Here is a 14,244-nt window from a genome sequence, read left to right on the forward strand (position 1 = left end):
CGGCAAGAAAGGCGACCACAAAGGGTCGCCTTTTTTATTACAGCAGCTCTCGCGCCGCCGACACTATGTCATGTGCCGTCAGGCCATACTCCTTCTGCAGGAACTCCTGCGTCCCCACCTGACCGTAACGCTCCTTCACCCCCACCCGCCGCATCGGCACCGGGCAGGTTTCCACCAGTACTTCCGCCACCGCCGATCCCAGCCCGTTGTGAATGCTGTGGTTTTCACAGGTCACAATCCGTCCGGTTTTCTCGGCGTAGTTTTTCACCAGCATCCGGTCGATGGGCTTCAGGGTAAACATGTCGATGACCGCCGCACTGACCCCCTCCTGCTCCAGCTGATGCGCCGCCTCAAGCGCTTCCGCCACCATAATGCCGTTGGCGATAAGCGTAATATCACTCCCCTCGCGCAGCACGTTGCCTTTGCCGATGGTGAAGGTGGAGCCCGGCGCATAAACGCTCGGCGCCTGCTTACGGATGGTGCGCACCCAGTAGAACCCTTCCAGGTCAATCAGCTGGCGCAGGACGTCTTCAAACATCACCGCGTCAGTCACCTCCAGCACCACCGAATGCGCCAGACCGCGCACGATCCCCATGTCCTCAAACGACATATGGGTCCCGCCGTTGTGACAGGCAGTTACCCCCGCATCCGAGGCAATCACCTTCACGTTGTTGCGCTGGTAGTCCAGAGACATAAACAGCTGGTCGAAGCAGCGACGGCTGGCAAACGCGGTGAAGGTGTGAACAAACGGCTTACGTCCGGTAAGCGCCAGCCCCGCCGCGGTGCCAATCACGTTGGCCTCCATAATGCCGCAGTTAATCACGTGCTGCGGATAATCGCGCGCTACGCCGTCCATCGCCATCGAGCTCATCAGGTCCGCTTCCAGCGCGATAATCTCACTGCCTGCCTCTATCTGTTTTGCCACAAAGCCCGCGTAAACCTTGCGCATCTCAACGGCATCTTTCTGTCGTGGCGGTGCAACCTTAATCATGTGAAGCCTCCAGTTGGCGAATCGTCTCGTTGAGGGCCGCTTTGCTCTCTGCGGTCAAGCGCAGGTGGTGCGAGTTGCTGAGCTGCTCCAGATATGGCACCCCCTGCCCCTTAATGCTGTCGAGGATCACCACCCGCGGGCGCGCATCCGCAGCTGGCACACGGGACGTCACCTCCAGCAGCCCTGGGATATCGTCACCTTTCACCGTCACCACGTCGAAACCAAAGGCGCGGAATTTCCCCTCCAGATCGAATGCGCTGATGATGTCATCCAGTTGGCCATCCAGCTGCTGCTTATTCCAGTCGACGAACACCGTCAGGTTATTCAGGCGATGGTGGGCAATAAACTGGAAGGCTTCCCAACACTGCCCCTCGTTCAGCTCACCGTCACCGACGATGCAAAAGACCCGGTTCGGCCTTCCTGCCAGCTTGTGCGACAGCGCCATGCCTCCGGCGATGGAGATCCCTTGCCCCAGCGAGCCGGTCGTGGCATCCACGCCGCGCGTTTTCAGCCGGTCCGGGTGGCTGGGCAGCCGCGTACCGTTCTGGTTCAGGGTGCTCAGCTCCTCAATAGGGAAATAGCCCTTAATCGCCAGCGTGCTGTAGAGCGCCGGGCCCGCATGGCCTTTCGACAGGACAAAATAGTCTCGCTCAGGCCAGTCCGGATCTGCCGGGTCAATCTTCATCACCGCGCCGTACAGCACGGCGAGCGTTTCAACCACCGACATACTGCCGCCGTAGTGGCCAAACCCCAGCTGCGTCAGCGATTTCAGGGTCTCAAGACGAATGTGACGCGCGAGTTCAGTTATCTCTTTCTCATTCATGATTTGGCTCCGCTGTTTTCCTGCGCGTTACCGCCCGCAGGTTTGTTTTTCGCGAACACGTTGTACACCACCAGCAGCGCGAACAGCGCCACAACCAGCCCGGTAATGGCAAGCGGTGACAGGAAGCGCGCCAGGTTGCCGAGCACAATCCCGACAGCGCCAAAATCCGCGTCCGAGAAGGTGGTGTTGGCAAAGCCAATGGCGCCCAGCACCGGCAGCAGCAGGACAGGCAGGAAGGTGATCAGCAGACCGTTGGCAAAAGCGCCAATCATGGCCCCGCGACGTCCACCAGTGGCGTTACCGAACACGCCCGCCGTTGCGCCAGTGAAGAAGTGCGGCACTACGCCCGGGAGGATCAGCACCCAGCTGAACTGCCCGCAGATGAACAGCCCGACAATTCCCCCGAGGAAGCTGAACAGGAAGCCAATCAGCACCGCGTTTGGCGCATACGGGTAGACCACCGGGCAGTCCAGAGCTGGACGCGCATTGGGTACCAGCTTTTCCGAGAAGCCGGTGAAGGCCGGGACGATTTCCGCCAGAATCAGACGCACGCCCTGCAGGATGATGAACACGCCCGCCGCAAAGGTGATCGCCATAATGATGGCGTAAACGAGGTAGTTCTGACCGCCGCTGAAGGTGGCCTCGACGTACTCACGTCCGGCGCTCACCGCCATGATCAGGTAGATAATCATCATGGTCAGGGAGATAGAAATGGAGCTGTCGCGCAGGAAGCTCAGGTTTTTCGGCAGGTTCATCTCTTCGGTTGAGCGCGAGCCTTTACCCACCTTGCTGCCAATCCAGCCGGAGAGCACGTAGCCCAGCGTGCCGAAGTGGCCGAAGGCAATCTCGTCGTTGCCGGTAATACGCTTCATATAGCGCTGCGCAATGGCCGGGAAGAAGGCCATAATCAGGCCAAGGATCAGCGATCCGGTAAAGACCAGCCCTACCCCCTCAAAACCCGCCACCGTCAGGATCACGCCAATCATGCACGCCATGTAGAAGGTGTGATGCCCGGTCAGGAAGATATACTTCAGGCGGGTAAAGCGGGCGACGATAATATTTGCCACCATCCCGAAGGCCATAATCAACGCGGTTGAGGCGCCGTATTTCTCAAGCGCAATGGACACAATCGCTTCATTATTTGGAATAATTCCCTGGATATTAAAGGCATGTTCAAACATGCCGCCTAAAGGATTTAACGACCCAACCAGTACCGTGGCACCGCCGCCCAAAACAATAAAGCCAAGAATGGTTTTAATGGTCCCTTTCACCACATCAGAAAAGGCTTTTTTCTGCGCGACCAGACCAATTAATGCAATTAACCCCACCAGCACCGAAGGGACTTTTAATATATCAACAACGAAATTCAGCGTTTCAAGGATAAACATATCCACCTCGCCTTATCAGGTTTAACGTTTGTCGAACCAGCTGCGCAGTTGCGCTTCCAGTTCATTGATATCAATGATGTTGTTGATCACCACCAGCTGGCTTTCCGGCACGCTGGCGCTGGCCGCAATGTCTTTTGCCATCACGAACAGATCGGCCGCGCCCGGCGTGGCCGAGGAGAGATCGGAGTGTTCAACGTCAGCCTCAATCTCCAGCTTTTTGAGCACCTTTTTAATGTTCATTTCAACCATAAAACTGCTGCCCAGGCCGGAACCGCAAATAGCCATGATTTTCATTGTTGTCCCCTTATTTTGAGTAGAGTACGCCCCACCACGCTGACGCGTAATGTTGTGAAAAAGCGGGTTAAAAAAAGTAAATCAGAAGCGGTTAATAATCGTTTTTATCTCCTCCAGCGTATTCGCCTGATGCAGTTCGGCCATATCGGCCTCGCTGGAAAATAACTCAGCCAGCGCCGAGATCATCTCGATATGGCTATTTTTGTCCGGTGCCGCGAGCATAATAATCACATCCACAGGGTCGAACTCACCGGCACCAAAAGAGACGCCCTGCTTGAGTTTTAATAATGACAATCCCAGTCCTTTGGCGCCTTCCTCCGGCCGCGCATGCGGCATAGCCAGCCCTGGTGCCAGCACATAATAAGGTCCTAACGTATGGTGTTGCTCAATGATTGCCGTCACGTATTCTGGCGCTATCGTCTTAAGCTCCAGCAGCGGTTTCGCGCAGATCTCAAGGGCCTGCGGCCAGCTTTCAACGCTATCCTGCAGCGTGATGGTTGTATCATATATCCATTTTTTCAGCACTTTTCACTCCCGCCAGACTGCAAAAGATGAGCAAACTTTATTCAACACATTCATTATTAACCGTGATGATTATCACAAAGATAGCGCTACCAAGATCTAACATTCAGAAGTGTGATAGCGCTATCAAATTCCTATCCTGGCGTGAAATCACAGCAAAAAAAGGGATTTAAGGCGTATACTGCGTGTCACGTGAAATGAAGGAAAACGAACGCGTCTGGTCAGCAGGAAGGTGTATGTCTCTAACCCGAAAACGGCGCAGTACTGGTAAAGTGACACTCGCCGATGTCGCACAGCTTGCCGGTGTGGGCACGATGACCGTGTCCCGTGCACTCCGCACGCCTGAACAGGTTTCCGATAAACTACGAGAAAAAATTGAAGCCGCGGTGCAGGAACTGGGTTATATGCCCAATCTTGCCGCCAGCGCGCTGGCCTCGGCCTCCTCATGGACCATAGCCATGGTGGTGCCTAACCTCTCCGAAGCAGGCTGCTCGGAGATGTTCGCCGGGCTACAGCAGGTGCTGCAGCCCGCCGGATATCAAATCATGCTGGCTGAATCCCAGCACCGCCTTGAGCAGGAAGAGAAGTTGCTGGAGACGCTGCTGGCGTCAAATATCGCCGCCGCTATCCTGCTCAGCGTTGAACATACCGACACCGTTCGTCACTGGCTGAAGAATGCCTCTATTCCGGTGATGGAGATGGGGGCCATGCGCGCCGACCCGATCGATATGAACATCGGGATTGATAACGTGGCGGCCATGTATGAACTCACGGAAATGGTCATTAAGCGCGGCTATCAGAATATTGGCCTGCTGTGCGCCAACCAGGAACAGTGGATTTTCCAGCAGCATCTGCAGGGCTGGTACAAAGCCATGCTGCGCCACCACATGTCGCCAAACCGGGTCATTAACGCGGCCATGTCGCCGAGTTTCTCGACCGGTGCGGCGCAACTGCCTGAATTCCTGCTGGCCTGGCCGGAGCTGGATGCGCTGGTGTGCGTTTCTGACGAACTGGCCTGCGGGGCGCTGTACGAATGCCAGCGCAGGCGCATCAAAGTACCGGACGATCTGGCGATAGTGGGTTTTGGAGATAGCGACGTCAGCCGGGTCTGTCAGCCGCCGCTGACCACCATGGCGGTACCGCATCGTAAGATTGGGATTGAAGCCGGAAAAGCGTTACTGGAGCGTCTGAATGGCGGAGACTGGCGCGACCAAAAACCCATCGCGTCCAGTCTGTGTCTGAGGGAGAGTTGCTAGCGCTTACTCGGCCTCTTCCTCTTTCTCGGATTTAGTCGATTCGTTATTGGCGTTACGGCTCATCCAGAGCGCCAGCGCTTTTAACGAATCCGGCGTAAACTCGTCGCAACGCGCGGTAATCTCTTCCGGCGTCATCCAGTTTACTTCGCTGACTTCTTCTTCCTGCAGGGCGAACGGGCCATGAGAAACGCAGCTGAACAGCCCGCCCCAGACGCGGCAATGTTCATCCTCAAAGTAGAACTGACCATGTTCGGCAAACGGCACACCGGCAATACCTAACTCTTCTTCCGCTTCACGACGCGCGGAATCCAGCAGCACCTCATCCGCCTGGACAACGCCGCCTGCAGTGGCATCCAGCATACCCGGGAGAAAATCTTTGGTGTCCGTGCGGCGCTGAACCAGAATTTTACCCATACCGTCATGGACAACGATATATGTCGCACGGTGACGCAAGCGCTCCGCACGCATTTGTTCGCGGCTGGCCTGCGCGATCACTTCATTCTCTTCGTTGACAATGTCAACCCACTCTGTACTTGCCAAATGACTCTGCTCCACCATCGGGAAACCTTCTCGTCTAAGCGCTCTGTCGGCGCGTTTGCAGTTGAGGTGTAACTTACGGATTAATCGTTACCTGCGCAATAACTTGCTGATCATTAAGTGCGATAACGCTCAGGGTATTACTCTCCAGCATGCCATAACTCGCAGGATATCCGCCTTTCGGTATGCTGACCGACCCCGGATTAAAGTGATAAGTATCACCGCGTTTTTCAGCAACCGGAATATGAGTATGACCGTAAACCAGGACATCGCCAGCCGCGAGCGCCGGGAGATTATCCGGGCCAAAAAGATGGCCATGCGTCAGAAACAGTCGGCTGTGTTCCAGCAGCACCTGCTGCCACGGCGCGGTGAGGGGAAAATGCAGCAGCATCTGGTCCACTTCGCTGTCGCAGTTGCCGCGAACGGCGATAATACGCGAGGCATACGCGTTCAGTTTTTCAGCCACCTGCGCAGGGGCGTAGCCTTCCGGCAGCGCATTGCGCGGGCCGTGATTAAGCACATCGCCCAGAATGATCAGCCACTGCGCGCCGCTTTGTGCAAACAGGGAGAGGACACGCTCGGTCGCGGGCAGCGATCCATGGATATCCGACGCAAACATCAGTTTCATCAGTCACTCCTCGGGAAAACAGACTGCCCCCATCATACCTGAAGCGTCAGGGCTTATCAGCCCGCATGCTTAGCGGAGAGTGCCACATAGCGCTGCACGGAGGCTCGCTGCCACTGAAACGCGGCATAATCGACCAGCAGCTGCGGTACCGCATCACCGTTGAGGATCAAACGGTTTAGCATTAACGCCAGATCGGCGTCAGCAATACACCACTCACCGAACAGGTTCGGGTTGCCATGAGCGAGCAGTAAGGTGGCGGTATCAATCAGTTTTTGGGCACTTTCCTGGCCTTCTGCGCTCAGGGCGGGCTTTTTTACCCCGGCAAACACGACATCCGTCGGGCGTTCCACGCGAATCGGCACCAGATCGCTGCGCAGCCACGCCTGAATCTGCCGCGCCCGGGCGCGCTTTTGCAGATCGTGAGGATAGATCCGCTCCCACTCTGGCGGCGAAAACCGATCTTCCAGATATTCATCGATCGCCGACGATTCGCTCAGGGCAAAACCCTCTATTTCCAGCACCGGCACGCGTCGGGTCAGGTCGTATCCCTGCCACTGCGGTTTAAGATGTTCACCACCGTCAAGATCAACGGTCTTCAGCGTAAAAGTGAGTCCTTTTTCGGCCAGCGCAACGTATACGCTCATGACATAGGGAGAAAAGAAATTCGCATCGGACCACAACGTGATTACGGGCTGGTTCATAACATCCTCATTGGCTGATCGGGTTTTGACTCAACATATAATCTCTTTGCCTCGCTGTCACTTGATGAAAACTCACGATTTACAACAACCACCTATACTCATTTGATATGGCACCACTCTTCGCATGGACAGGAGTTGAGAATGATCGACCTTTATTATGCCCCTACCCCAAACGGCCACAAGATCACCCTTTTTCTCGAGGAGGCCGAACTGGATTACAGGATCATTCGCGTGGATATCAGCAAAGGCGATCAGTTCAGCCCTCTCTTTCTGGCTATTTCGCCGAACAATAAAATTCCGGCCATTATTGATAACCAGCCGACGGACGGGGGCAGGCCGTTGAGCCTGTTTGAATCCGGTGAAATTCTGCTCTACCTGGCGGAGAAAACCGGCAAGCTGCTGAGCGGGGAGTTACGCGAGCGTCATCACACCCTGCAGTGGCTCTTCTGGCAAGCCAGCGGGCTGGGGCCCATGCTTGGGCAAAATCACCATTTTACCGCCTACGCCCCGCAGCCCATTCCTTATGCGATAGAGCGCTATCAGGTTGAAACTCAGCGGCTCTATGGCGTTCTGAACCGTCGGCTGGAGAAGACGCCGTGGCTCGGGGGCGATCATTACAGTATTGCCGACATCGCCTGCTGGCCGTGGGTGAATACGCATGAAAAACACCGGATTGACTTAGGCGCTTACCCGGCGGTAAACAACTGGTTCGAGCGCATACGTACCCGCCCGGCGACCGAACGCGCGATGCAAAAAATCCAGCAAATTTAACCCGGTATGAGGCTGGGTGCCTGTGAGCCTCTCATGTATGATGAGCGGGAAATACTGACACGGAGAAGACCTGCAATGTCACAGCCAGACGCCATTATTCGTATAAAAAATTTACGCTTGCGTACCTTCATCGGTATCAAAGAGGAAGAGATCGCCAACCGTCAGGATATTGTCATTAACGTGGTGATTCACTATCCCGCAGACAAAGCGCGGGCCAGTGAAGACATCAATGATGCGCTGAACTACCGCACCATCACCAAAAATATCATCCAGTACGTGGAGAATAACCGCTTCTCTCTGCTGGAAAAATTAACTCAGGATGTGCTCGATATCGCACGCGAACATCACTGGGTCACTTATGCTGAAGTTGAGATCGATAAACTTCACGCCCTGCGTTACGCCGACTCCGTCTCTATGACGCTAAGCTGGAAACGCCAGGCGTAAACCTGGAGGTTGTATGAAGATTTTGCTGACCGGCGGTACAGGCCTCATTGGTCGTCACCTTATTGCGCGTCTGCAGGCCTTGCATCACGACATTACCGTGGTCACGCGCAGCCCTGAGAAAGCACGCCAGGTGCTGGGTGCTGGTGTCGACATCTGGAAAAATCTCGCCGATCAGCAAAATCTCGACGGCTTCGACGCCGTCATTAACCTCGCGGGTGAACCCATCGCCGATAAGCGCTGGACGGAAGAGCAAAAACAGCTGTTGTGCAGCAGCCGGTGGAACATCACCGAAAAGCTGGTCGAGCTTATCCGCAACAGCCACACCCCGCCTTCGGTGCTGATTTCAGGCTCCGCTGTGGGCTACTACGGCGATCTCGGCGAGGTGGTGGTCACCGAGGAAGAGCCGCCCCATAACGAGTTCACCCATAAACTCTGCGCCCAGTGGGAGCGTATTGCCTGCGCGGCGCAGAGCGATCGGACCCGCGTCTGCCTGCTGCGGACCGGCGTTGTCCTGGCACCGAAAGGCGGCATTCTGGCGAAAATGCTTCCCCCTTTCCGGCTTGGACTTGGCGGGCCCATCGGTAATGGGCGTCAGTATCTGGCCTGGATCCATATCGACGATATGGTCAACGGTATTCTCTGGCTGCTGGATAACGATCTACGCGGGCCGTTTAACATGGTTGCGCCGTATCCGGTGCGTAATGAGCAGTTTGCCCATGCGCTGGGACATGCCCTGCACCGTCCGGCGATTTTGCGGGTGCCCGCTACGGTGATCCGCCTGATGATGGGTGAAGCCGCGGTGCTGGTATTAGGCGGGCAACGGGCGCTGCCCAAACGGCTGGAAGCGGCCGGGTTCGCGTTCCGCTGGTATGACCTTGAGGAAGCGCTGGGGGATGTGGTGCGGTGAATATGCTACAGTCGTACGCCATGTTCCGATGAAATGGCGTAACAATGGCAACTCTCACTACCCCCCGGCTTCATCTCACTCCCTTCAAACCCACTGACTGGGCCTTCTTTCGCTCGCTGCGCGAAGATCGCAGCATCATGCGCTATATGGCCGCCATCGCCCCGGAAAAAGAGACCCGACGCGTGTTTGCCGCGCGGCTTACGGCTGCACATGTTTTTGTGATCCGCTTTCGTAATGATGACACCCCCCTTGGCGACATCGGCCTGCAAATCAGCCCTGAGAATCATGATGAGGCCGATATCGGCTATACGGTCGTGCCTGCCGCACAGGGAAAAGGCATCGCCAGCGAGGCGCTGTGCGCGGTGTGTGAATACGCCTTTAACCAGACCGGCGTGAAGGCGATTAACGCCTACGTGCTGGCGGACAACGGCGGGTCGGTGCGGGTGCTGGAGAAAGCCGGATTTGTGCGTACCCAGGTGCTGGAAAAGGCGTATGAGATTGACGGCGTGCGCTATGACGACTGGGTGTATCGGCTGGAGTGCGGTGCGCTCTGAATGCCGGGCGGCACGGCGTTGCCCGGCCTACGGTTTTTGTAGGCCCGGTAAGCGAAGCGCCACCGGGCGATTGAGCTGCACCGCGGCCTGATGCCCTCACTCTGGCCCTCTCCCACAGGGAGAGGGAGAAAGGCAAAACCTACTTCAAAGAACCCTTCAGGAACTGCTGCAAACGCGGGCTTTGCGGGTTCGCCAGCACCTCATCCGGGTGCCCCTGCTCTTCAATTTTCCCCTGATGCAGGAAAATTACGTGGTTCGAGACGTTACGGGCGAAGCCCATCTCGTGCGTCACCACCACCATCGTTTTGCCCTCTTCGGCCAGCTTCTGCATGATGCGCAGCACTTCGCCAACGAGTTCCGGGTCCAGCGCTGAGGTCGGTTCGTCAAACAGCAGTACCTCAGGTTCCATTGCCAGGGCGCGGGCGATAGAGACACGCTGCTGCTGGCCGCCGGAGAGGTGCACCGGGTATTTCATCTGCTGGCGCTCGTCGATACCCACCTTTGCAAGGTATTTCACCGCCCGCTCGCGGGCTTCATGCTTGCTCAGGCCCAGCACCTGCACCGGCGCTTCCATGACGTTCTCCAGCACCGTCATATGGCTCCAGAGGTTAAAGTGCTGGAACACCATCGTCAGACGCGTACGCAGCAGGCGCAGCTGGTTCTTGTCGGCCACCTTTAGCTGGCCGTCTTTGTCACGCACCAGGTTAATATTCTGCCCGCTCACCACAATTGAGCCTTCGCTCGGCTTTTCGAGGAAGTTGATGCAGCGCAGGAAGGTACTTTTACCCGAGCCGGATGAGCCGATGATACTGATCACGTCGCCCGCATTCGCCTGCAGCGACACCCCTTTCAGCACTTCATGTTCGCCGTAGCGTTTGTGCAAATCAATTACGTTTAATTTGTTCTCAGCCATCATCTTTCTCAGTGCGTCGAAGAAGGTTTTATATGCTGCAACCAGCGTTTTTCAGCCTTACGGAACAGGCTAATCAATACATAAGAGATAATTAAATAGAGCACCGCCGCAATGCCAAACGCGGTAAACGGCTGATAGGTCGCGGAGTTAATATCACGCGCAATTTTGAGCAGGTCCGGTACCGTCGCGGTAAAGGCGAGCGCGGTGGAGTGCAGCATCAAAATCACTTCGTTACTGTATGCCGGTAACGCAATACGCAGCGCCGACGGCAGGATAATGCAACGGTAGAGTTTCACAGAAGAAAAACCGTACGCACGCGCCGCTTCAATTTCACCGTAAGGGACAGAGCGAATGGCCCCCGCAAAAATCTCGGTGGTATAGGCGCAAGTGTTGAGCGTCAACGCCAGTACCGTACAGTTCAGACCGCTACGGAAGAACGCATTCAGCATCTCTGTGCCTTTGACGATCTCAAGCGTGTACATCCCCGAATAGAAGACCAGCAGCTGCACGTAGAGCGGCGTACCGCGAAACACATAGGTAAACAGCCAGATTGGGAACTGGATAAATTTATTGTTCGACACGCGGCCAATGGCAAGAAACACCGCCAGAATGCCGCCCATCACCACCGAGGAGATCAACAGCCAGAGCGTGATCGCCACGCCGGTAAAGCGGTAGCCATCTGTCCACAGCAGCGATTTCCAGTATTCCTGAATAATCTCAATCACAGGTCAGCCCTCTTCACACCCACGGAATAGCGACGCTCAAGCAGAAGCAGCACCCCGTTGGAGACAGTCGTAAAGACCAGATAGATAACGCCACAGACCACCGCAAAGTAGAACGGCTCCCAGGTGCTTTTGCCTGCCAGCTGCGTGGCTTTCACCACGTCTTCCAGGCCCAGCAGCGAGACCAGCGCGGTGGCTTTGAGGATGACCTGCCAGTTATTACCGATGCCAGGCAGCGCATAGCGCATCATGGCGGGGAACATAATCCGACGAAACGTTTGTGAAGAGGTAAAACCAAATGCGGTTGCCGCCTCAATGTGACCTTTCGGCACGGCCATGTAAGCCCCGCGGAAAGTTTCAGTGAAGTAGGCACCGTAGATAAAACCGAGGGTAATAATACCGGCCACCATCGGGTCGATATCAATTTGTCCCATACCCATCGCGTCTGTTATGCCGTTAAGCGCAATCTGCAGACCGTAAAAGATCAGCAGCATCAGCACCAGATCGGGAACGCCGCGAATGAGTGTGGTATAGCCTTCAAAGATCAGCGCCAGCGGTTTGTTAGCCGAAAGCTTCGCCCCTGCGCCTGCCAGACCTATCAGCACCGCCAGCACCACGGAGCTGATAGCCAGCTCAAGGGTGACAAGCGCGCCCTGTAAAATAACGCCAGAAAATCCGTACAGCATACCGCGAGCCCTGTCGTATCGTGAGTGGTGGAACCGTGTCTTTTCCCCTCCCGCAGCGGGAGGGGCCGCACGTTATATGACGGGGCGATTAGCCGCCGTAAACATTAAAATCGAAGTATTTTTTCGCCAGTTTGTCGTACGTTCCGTCCGCGCGCATTTCAGCAAACGCCTTGTTCAGCGCTTCACGCAATTCGTTGTCTTCCTTGCGCAGGCCCATACCGGTCCCTACACCAAACAACTTCACATCCTTAATGGACGGGCCGCCAAACTTGTAATCTTTACCCACCGGCGTTTTCAGGAAGCCTTCGCTCGCGGCGACTTCATCCTGGAAAGCGGCATCAATTCGGCCTGCCGTCAGGTCAGCGTAGATATTTTCCTGGCCCTGATAGGAGACGATTTCAATCCCCTTCGGCGCCCAGTGCTCGTTGCCGTAGGTTTCCTGCGTGGTGCCCTGCAGTACGCCGACGCGTTTGCCTTTCAGGGATTCCAGCGTTGGCTGAATGTCGGAAGCTTTAGCCACCACCAGACGAGAATCGGCCGCGTAGAGTTTGTCGGTGAAGGCAATCTCCTGCTGGCGTTTTTCGGTAATGGAGAGCGAGGACATAATCACGTCGATTTTTTTCGCTTTCAGAGACGGGATCAGCGCATCCAGCGGGTTCTCAACGTACGTACACTGTGCTTTGATGCGTTTGCACAGCTCATTGGCCAGATCGATGTCAAAACCGACCAGTTCACCCTTTGAATTCTTTGATTCGAACGGTGCATAGGTTGGATCGGTACCAATCCGAATTTTCTGCGGAATGGCTGCGAATGCCGCGGTGGCGCTGGAAAAGGCCAGCACCAGAGATAATGACAACACGAGCTTTTTCATATTTATCCTCAACAAACTGTCTTCATACGGGATTTTTACGACGACGGGGTGGTGCTAATGTGCCATTAATCCCCTTAGTCAGGCAAAGATTAATGCCTTTCAGCCGGGAATTTTTGCATTTTAAATGCGTAAGTATGCACACAGCGATCCAATACAGTGCAACAAATGCACTGCATTGGGTCAATCCCACCCGTAACGCACCTTTGCGGTGCGTTATCGTCAGGTCTTAGTCACCGTAGACGTTGAAGTCGAAGTATTTCTTCGCCAGTTTGTCGTAAGTACCGTCTTTACGCAGCTCAGCAAAGGCTTTGTCGAAGGCGGCTTTCAGCTCGGTATCATCCTTACGCAGGCCAATACCGGTGCCGTCACCAAAGTATTTTTTGTCTTTCACAGACGGGCCTGCAAAGGCGAACTCTTTACCCGCAGGCTGTTTCAGGAAGCCTTCGCTTGCCGCGACTTCATCCTGGAATGCCGCATCCAGACGGCCTGCCGCCAGATCAGAGTAAATCAGATCCTGGTTCTGATAAGCCACCACGTCTACGCCTTTCTCACGCCAGTTAGCATTGGCATAGCCTTCCTGCGTCGACCCCTGCAGCACACCCACATGCTTGCCTTTCAGCGAGTCGATGGTGGGCTGAATCGGGGAACCCTTTGGCGCAATCAGGCGAGAATCCGCGGCGTAGAGCTTGTCTGAGAAGGCAATCTCCTGCTGACGTTTTTCGGTGATGGAGAGAGAAGAGATAATGGCGTCGATTTTCTTGGCTTTCAGCGACGGGATTAACGCGTCAAAGTCGCTGCCCACCCATGTGCATTTCACCGCAATGCGTTTGCACATTTCATTACCCAGATCGATATCAAACCCCACGAAATCGCCTTTCGCATCCTTGGAAGAGAATGGCGCGTAGGTTGCGTCTGTACCGATACGAACTGTCTGTGGAAGCGCTGCGTAGCTACCTGCTGCCGCACTTAACCCCACCAGCAAAGACAGAGCCAGAACCGTCTTCTTCATACATTTACCCTCAAGTACCGTGATTTTATTATGTATTGTGTTGTGTGTTGTGTTGCAGGCTTCATCTTGCAGGTCTTATGCCACATTGCCGTCTGGTTAAAACTTCGACGTTAAATATGTTAATAAAACGTTGCGATACTGCCTTAATGGTGAAAGATAGCAGGTCTGCCGAACGAACCGGAGAGAGAAAAAGGGAAAAAACGAATTAAATGTCGAGGATATGATCG

The 14,244-nt window shown here is 55.3% G+C and carries 18 protein-coding genes; 5 read left to right on the forward strand and 13 right to left on the reverse strand.

Translation table 11 applies throughout. From position 1 onward, the window contains the following. Positions 1 to 37: 37 nt before the first annotated feature. The 5 genes from C1N69_RS15755 to C1N69_RS15775 form a co-directional block, all read right to left on the reverse strand. On the reverse strand, positions 38 to 991 hold the full coding sequence (locus tag C1N69_RS15755; RefSeq protein ID WP_025757175.1) for a transketolase family protein: 954 nt from the start codon (positions 989 to 991) through the stop codon (positions 38 to 40). Continuing rightward, the gene (locus C1N69_RS15760) at positions 984 to 1,814 is read right to left on the reverse strand and encodes a transketolase (RefSeq protein WP_155031509.1); all 831 of its coding nucleotides are present in this window, start codon (positions 1,812 to 1,814) and stop codon (positions 984 to 986) included. The genes C1N69_RS15755 and C1N69_RS15760 overlap by 8 nt, the downstream gene beginning before the upstream one ends. Beyond that, positions 1,811 to 3,202, reverse strand: a complete 1,392-nt coding sequence (locus C1N69_RS15765; protein WP_025757173.1) for a PTS ascorbate transporter subunit IIC — start codon at positions 3,200 to 3,202, stop codon at positions 1,811 to 1,813. Before C1N69_RS15765 ends, C1N69_RS15760 begins: the two co-directional genes overlap by 4 nt. Positions 3,203 to 3,223: 21 nt before the next feature. After that, positions 3,224 to 3,496: a PTS sugar transporter subunit IIB gene (locus C1N69_RS15770; protein WP_045285786.1), complete on the reverse strand. Its 273-nt coding sequence runs from the start codon at positions 3,494 to 3,496 to the stop codon at positions 3,224 to 3,226. Between the two features lie 81 nt (positions 3,497 to 3,577). Beyond that, positions 3,578 to 4,021 carry a PTS sugar transporter subunit IIA gene (locus C1N69_RS15775; RefSeq protein WP_155031510.1) on the reverse strand — a complete coding sequence of 148 codons (444 nt, stop codon included), beginning with the start codon at positions 4,019 to 4,021 and terminating at the stop codon, positions 3,578 to 3,580. A gap of 233 nt (positions 4,022 to 4,254) precedes the next feature. On the opposite strand from C1N69_RS15775, the gene C1N69_RS15780 reads away from it, so the two are divergent. Continuing rightward, positions 4,255 to 5,274 carry a LacI family DNA-binding transcriptional regulator gene (locus tag C1N69_RS15780; protein WP_045285787.1) on the forward strand — a complete coding sequence of 340 codons (1,020 nt, stop codon included), beginning with the start codon at positions 4,255 to 4,257 and terminating at the stop codon, positions 5,272 to 5,274. Between the two features lie 3 nt (positions 5,275 to 5,277). Here the strand turns inward: C1N69_RS15780 and yfcD are convergent, their stop codons facing one another. The 3 genes from yfcD to yfcF are packed head-to-tail and all read right to left on the reverse strand — an operon-like array spanning position 5,278 to position 7,140. Beyond that, positions 5,278 to 5,832 carry an NUDIX hydrolase YfcD gene (yfcD, locus tag C1N69_RS15785; RefSeq protein ID WP_025757169.1) on the reverse strand — a complete coding sequence of 185 codons (555 nt, stop codon included), beginning with the start codon at positions 5,830 to 5,832 and terminating at the stop codon, positions 5,278 to 5,280. Between the two features lie 55 nt (positions 5,833 to 5,887). Then, entirely contained in the window at positions 5,888 to 6,439 is a 552-nt protein-coding gene (gene yfcE / locus C1N69_RS15790) for a phosphodiesterase (RefSeq protein WP_059385202.1), read from the reverse strand. Between the two features lie 56 nt (positions 6,440 to 6,495). Continuing rightward, positions 6,496 to 7,140, reverse strand: a complete 645-nt coding sequence (yfcF, locus tag C1N69_RS15795; RefSeq protein ID WP_025757167.1) for a glutathione transferase — start codon at positions 7,138 to 7,140, stop codon at positions 6,496 to 6,498. Between the two features lie 141 nt (positions 7,141 to 7,281). Between yfcF and yfcG the strand changes: the two genes are divergently transcribed. From yfcG to C1N69_RS15815, 4 genes are all read left to right on the forward strand, one after another. Further along, a complete protein-coding gene (yfcG, locus tag C1N69_RS15800) occupies positions 7,282 to 7,911 on the forward strand; it encodes a GSH-dependent disulfide bond oxidoreductase (RefSeq protein ID WP_047959154.1) in 630 nt (209 codons plus the stop codon). A gap of 75 nt (positions 7,912 to 7,986) precedes the next feature. Continuing rightward, entirely contained in the window at positions 7,987 to 8,355 is a 369-nt protein-coding gene (folX, locus tag C1N69_RS15805) for a dihydroneopterin triphosphate 2'-epimerase (protein WP_025757165.1), read from the forward strand. Positions 8,356 to 8,368: 13 nt separating this feature from the next. Next, the gene (locus C1N69_RS15810) at positions 8,369 to 9,262 is read left to right on the forward strand and encodes a TIGR01777 family oxidoreductase (RefSeq protein WP_032672455.1); all 894 of its coding nucleotides are present in this window, start codon (positions 8,369 to 8,371) and stop codon (positions 9,260 to 9,262) included. 44 nt (positions 9,263 to 9,306) lie between these two features. Continuing rightward, positions 9,307 to 9,816 carry a GNAT family N-acetyltransferase gene (locus C1N69_RS15815; protein ID WP_155031511.1) on the forward strand — a complete coding sequence of 170 codons (510 nt, stop codon included), beginning with the start codon at positions 9,307 to 9,309 and terminating at the stop codon, positions 9,814 to 9,816. A 139-nt stretch (positions 9,817 to 9,955) separates the two neighbouring features. On the opposite strand, the gene hisP is transcribed toward C1N69_RS15815, so the two are convergent. From hisP to argT, 5 genes are all read right to left on the reverse strand, one after another. After that, the gene (gene hisP, locus C1N69_RS15820; RefSeq protein ID WP_014832781.1) at positions 9,956 to 10,729 is read right to left on the reverse strand and encodes a histidine ABC transporter ATP-binding protein HisP; all 774 of its coding nucleotides are present in this window, start codon (positions 10,727 to 10,729) and stop codon (positions 9,956 to 9,958) included. A gap of 8 nt (positions 10,730 to 10,737) precedes the next feature. After that, on the reverse strand, positions 10,738 to 11,454 hold the full coding sequence (locus C1N69_RS15825) for an ABC transporter permease (protein ID WP_008502590.1): 717 nt from the start codon (positions 11,452 to 11,454) through the stop codon (positions 10,738 to 10,740). Beyond that, on the reverse strand, positions 11,451 to 12,137 hold the full coding sequence (locus C1N69_RS15830; protein WP_008502591.1) for a histidine ABC transporter permease HisQ: 687 nt from the start codon (positions 12,135 to 12,137) through the stop codon (positions 11,451 to 11,453). Before C1N69_RS15830 ends, C1N69_RS15825 begins: the two co-directional genes overlap by 4 nt. Before the next feature lie 88 nt (positions 12,138 to 12,225). Further along, on the reverse strand, positions 12,226 to 13,008 hold the full coding sequence (hisJ, locus tag C1N69_RS15835; RefSeq protein ID WP_023336423.1) for a histidine ABC transporter substrate-binding protein HisJ: 783 nt from the start codon (positions 13,006 to 13,008) through the stop codon (positions 12,226 to 12,228). A 226-nt stretch (positions 13,009 to 13,234) separates the two neighbouring features. Beyond that, positions 13,235 to 14,017, reverse strand: coding sequence for a lysine/arginine/ornithine ABC transporter substrate-binding protein ArgT (gene argT / locus C1N69_RS15840; RefSeq protein ID WP_025757162.1), 783 nt, complete (start codon positions 14,015 to 14,017; stop codon positions 13,235 to 13,237). Positions 14,018 to 14,244 lie beyond the last annotated feature (227 nt).

The sequence above is a fragment of the Enterobacter sichuanensis genome (assembly GCF_009036245.1).
Lineage (GTDB): Bacteria > Pseudomonadota > Gammaproteobacteria > Enterobacterales > Enterobacteriaceae > Enterobacter > Enterobacter sichuanensis.

What these genes read in the sequence shown, in the direction of transcription:
- C1N69_RS15755 (WP_025757175.1), bottom strand. Translation starts at nt 991, where the DNA reads ATGATTAAGGTTGCACCGCCACGACAGAAAGATGCCGTTGAGATGCGC.
- C1N69_RS15760 (WP_155031509.1), bottom strand. Translation starts at nt 1,814, where the DNA reads ATGAATGAGAAAGAGATAACTGAACTCGCGCGTCACATTCGTCTTGAG.
- C1N69_RS15765 (WP_025757173.1), bottom strand. Translation starts at nt 3,202, where the DNA reads ATGTTTATCCTTGAAACGCTGAATTTCGTTGTTGATATATTAAAAGTC.
- C1N69_RS15770 (WP_045285786.1), bottom strand. Translation starts at nt 3,496, where the DNA reads ATGAAAATCATGGCTATTTGCGGTTCCGGCCTGGGCAGCAGTTTTATG.
- C1N69_RS15780 (WP_045285787.1), top strand. Translation starts at nt 4,255, where the DNA reads ATGTCTCTAACCCGAAAACGGCGCAGTACTGGTAAAGTGACACTCGCC.
- yfcD (WP_025757169.1), bottom strand. Translation starts at nt 5,832, where the DNA reads ATGGTGGAGCAGAGTCATTTGGCAAGTACAGAGTGGGTTGACATTGTC.
- yfcE (WP_059385202.1), bottom strand. Translation starts at nt 6,439, where the DNA reads ATGAAACTGATGTTTGCGTCGGATATCCATGGATCGCTGCCCGCGACC.
- yfcF (WP_025757167.1), bottom strand. Translation starts at nt 7,140, where the DNA reads ATGAACCAGCCCGTAATCACGTTGTGGTCCGATGCGAATTTCTTTTCT.
- yfcG (WP_047959154.1), top strand. Translation starts at nt 7,282, where the DNA reads ATGATCGACCTTTATTATGCCCCTACCCCAAACGGCCACAAGATCACC.
- folX (WP_025757165.1), top strand. Translation starts at nt 7,987, where the DNA reads ATGTCACAGCCAGACGCCATTATTCGTATAAAAAATTTACGCTTGCGT.
- C1N69_RS15810 (WP_032672455.1), top strand. Translation starts at nt 8,369, where the DNA reads ATGAAGATTTTGCTGACCGGCGGTACAGGCCTCATTGGTCGTCACCTT.
- C1N69_RS15815 (WP_155031511.1), top strand. Translation starts at nt 9,307, where the DNA reads ATGGCAACTCTCACTACCCCCCGGCTTCATCTCACTCCCTTCAAACCC.
- hisP (WP_014832781.1), bottom strand. Translation starts at nt 10,729, where the DNA reads ATGGCTGAGAACAAATTAAACGTAATTGATTTGCACAAACGCTACGGC.
- C1N69_RS15830 (WP_008502591.1), bottom strand. Translation starts at nt 12,137, where the DNA reads ATGCTGTACGGATTTTCTGGCGTTATTTTACAGGGCGCGCTTGTCACC.
- hisJ (WP_023336423.1), bottom strand. Translation starts at nt 13,008, where the DNA reads ATGAAAAAGCTCGTGTTGTCATTATCTCTGGTGCTGGCCTTTTCCAGC.
- argT (WP_025757162.1), bottom strand. Translation starts at nt 14,017, where the DNA reads ATGAAGAAGACGGTTCTGGCTCTGTCTTTGCTGGTGGGGTTAAGTGCG.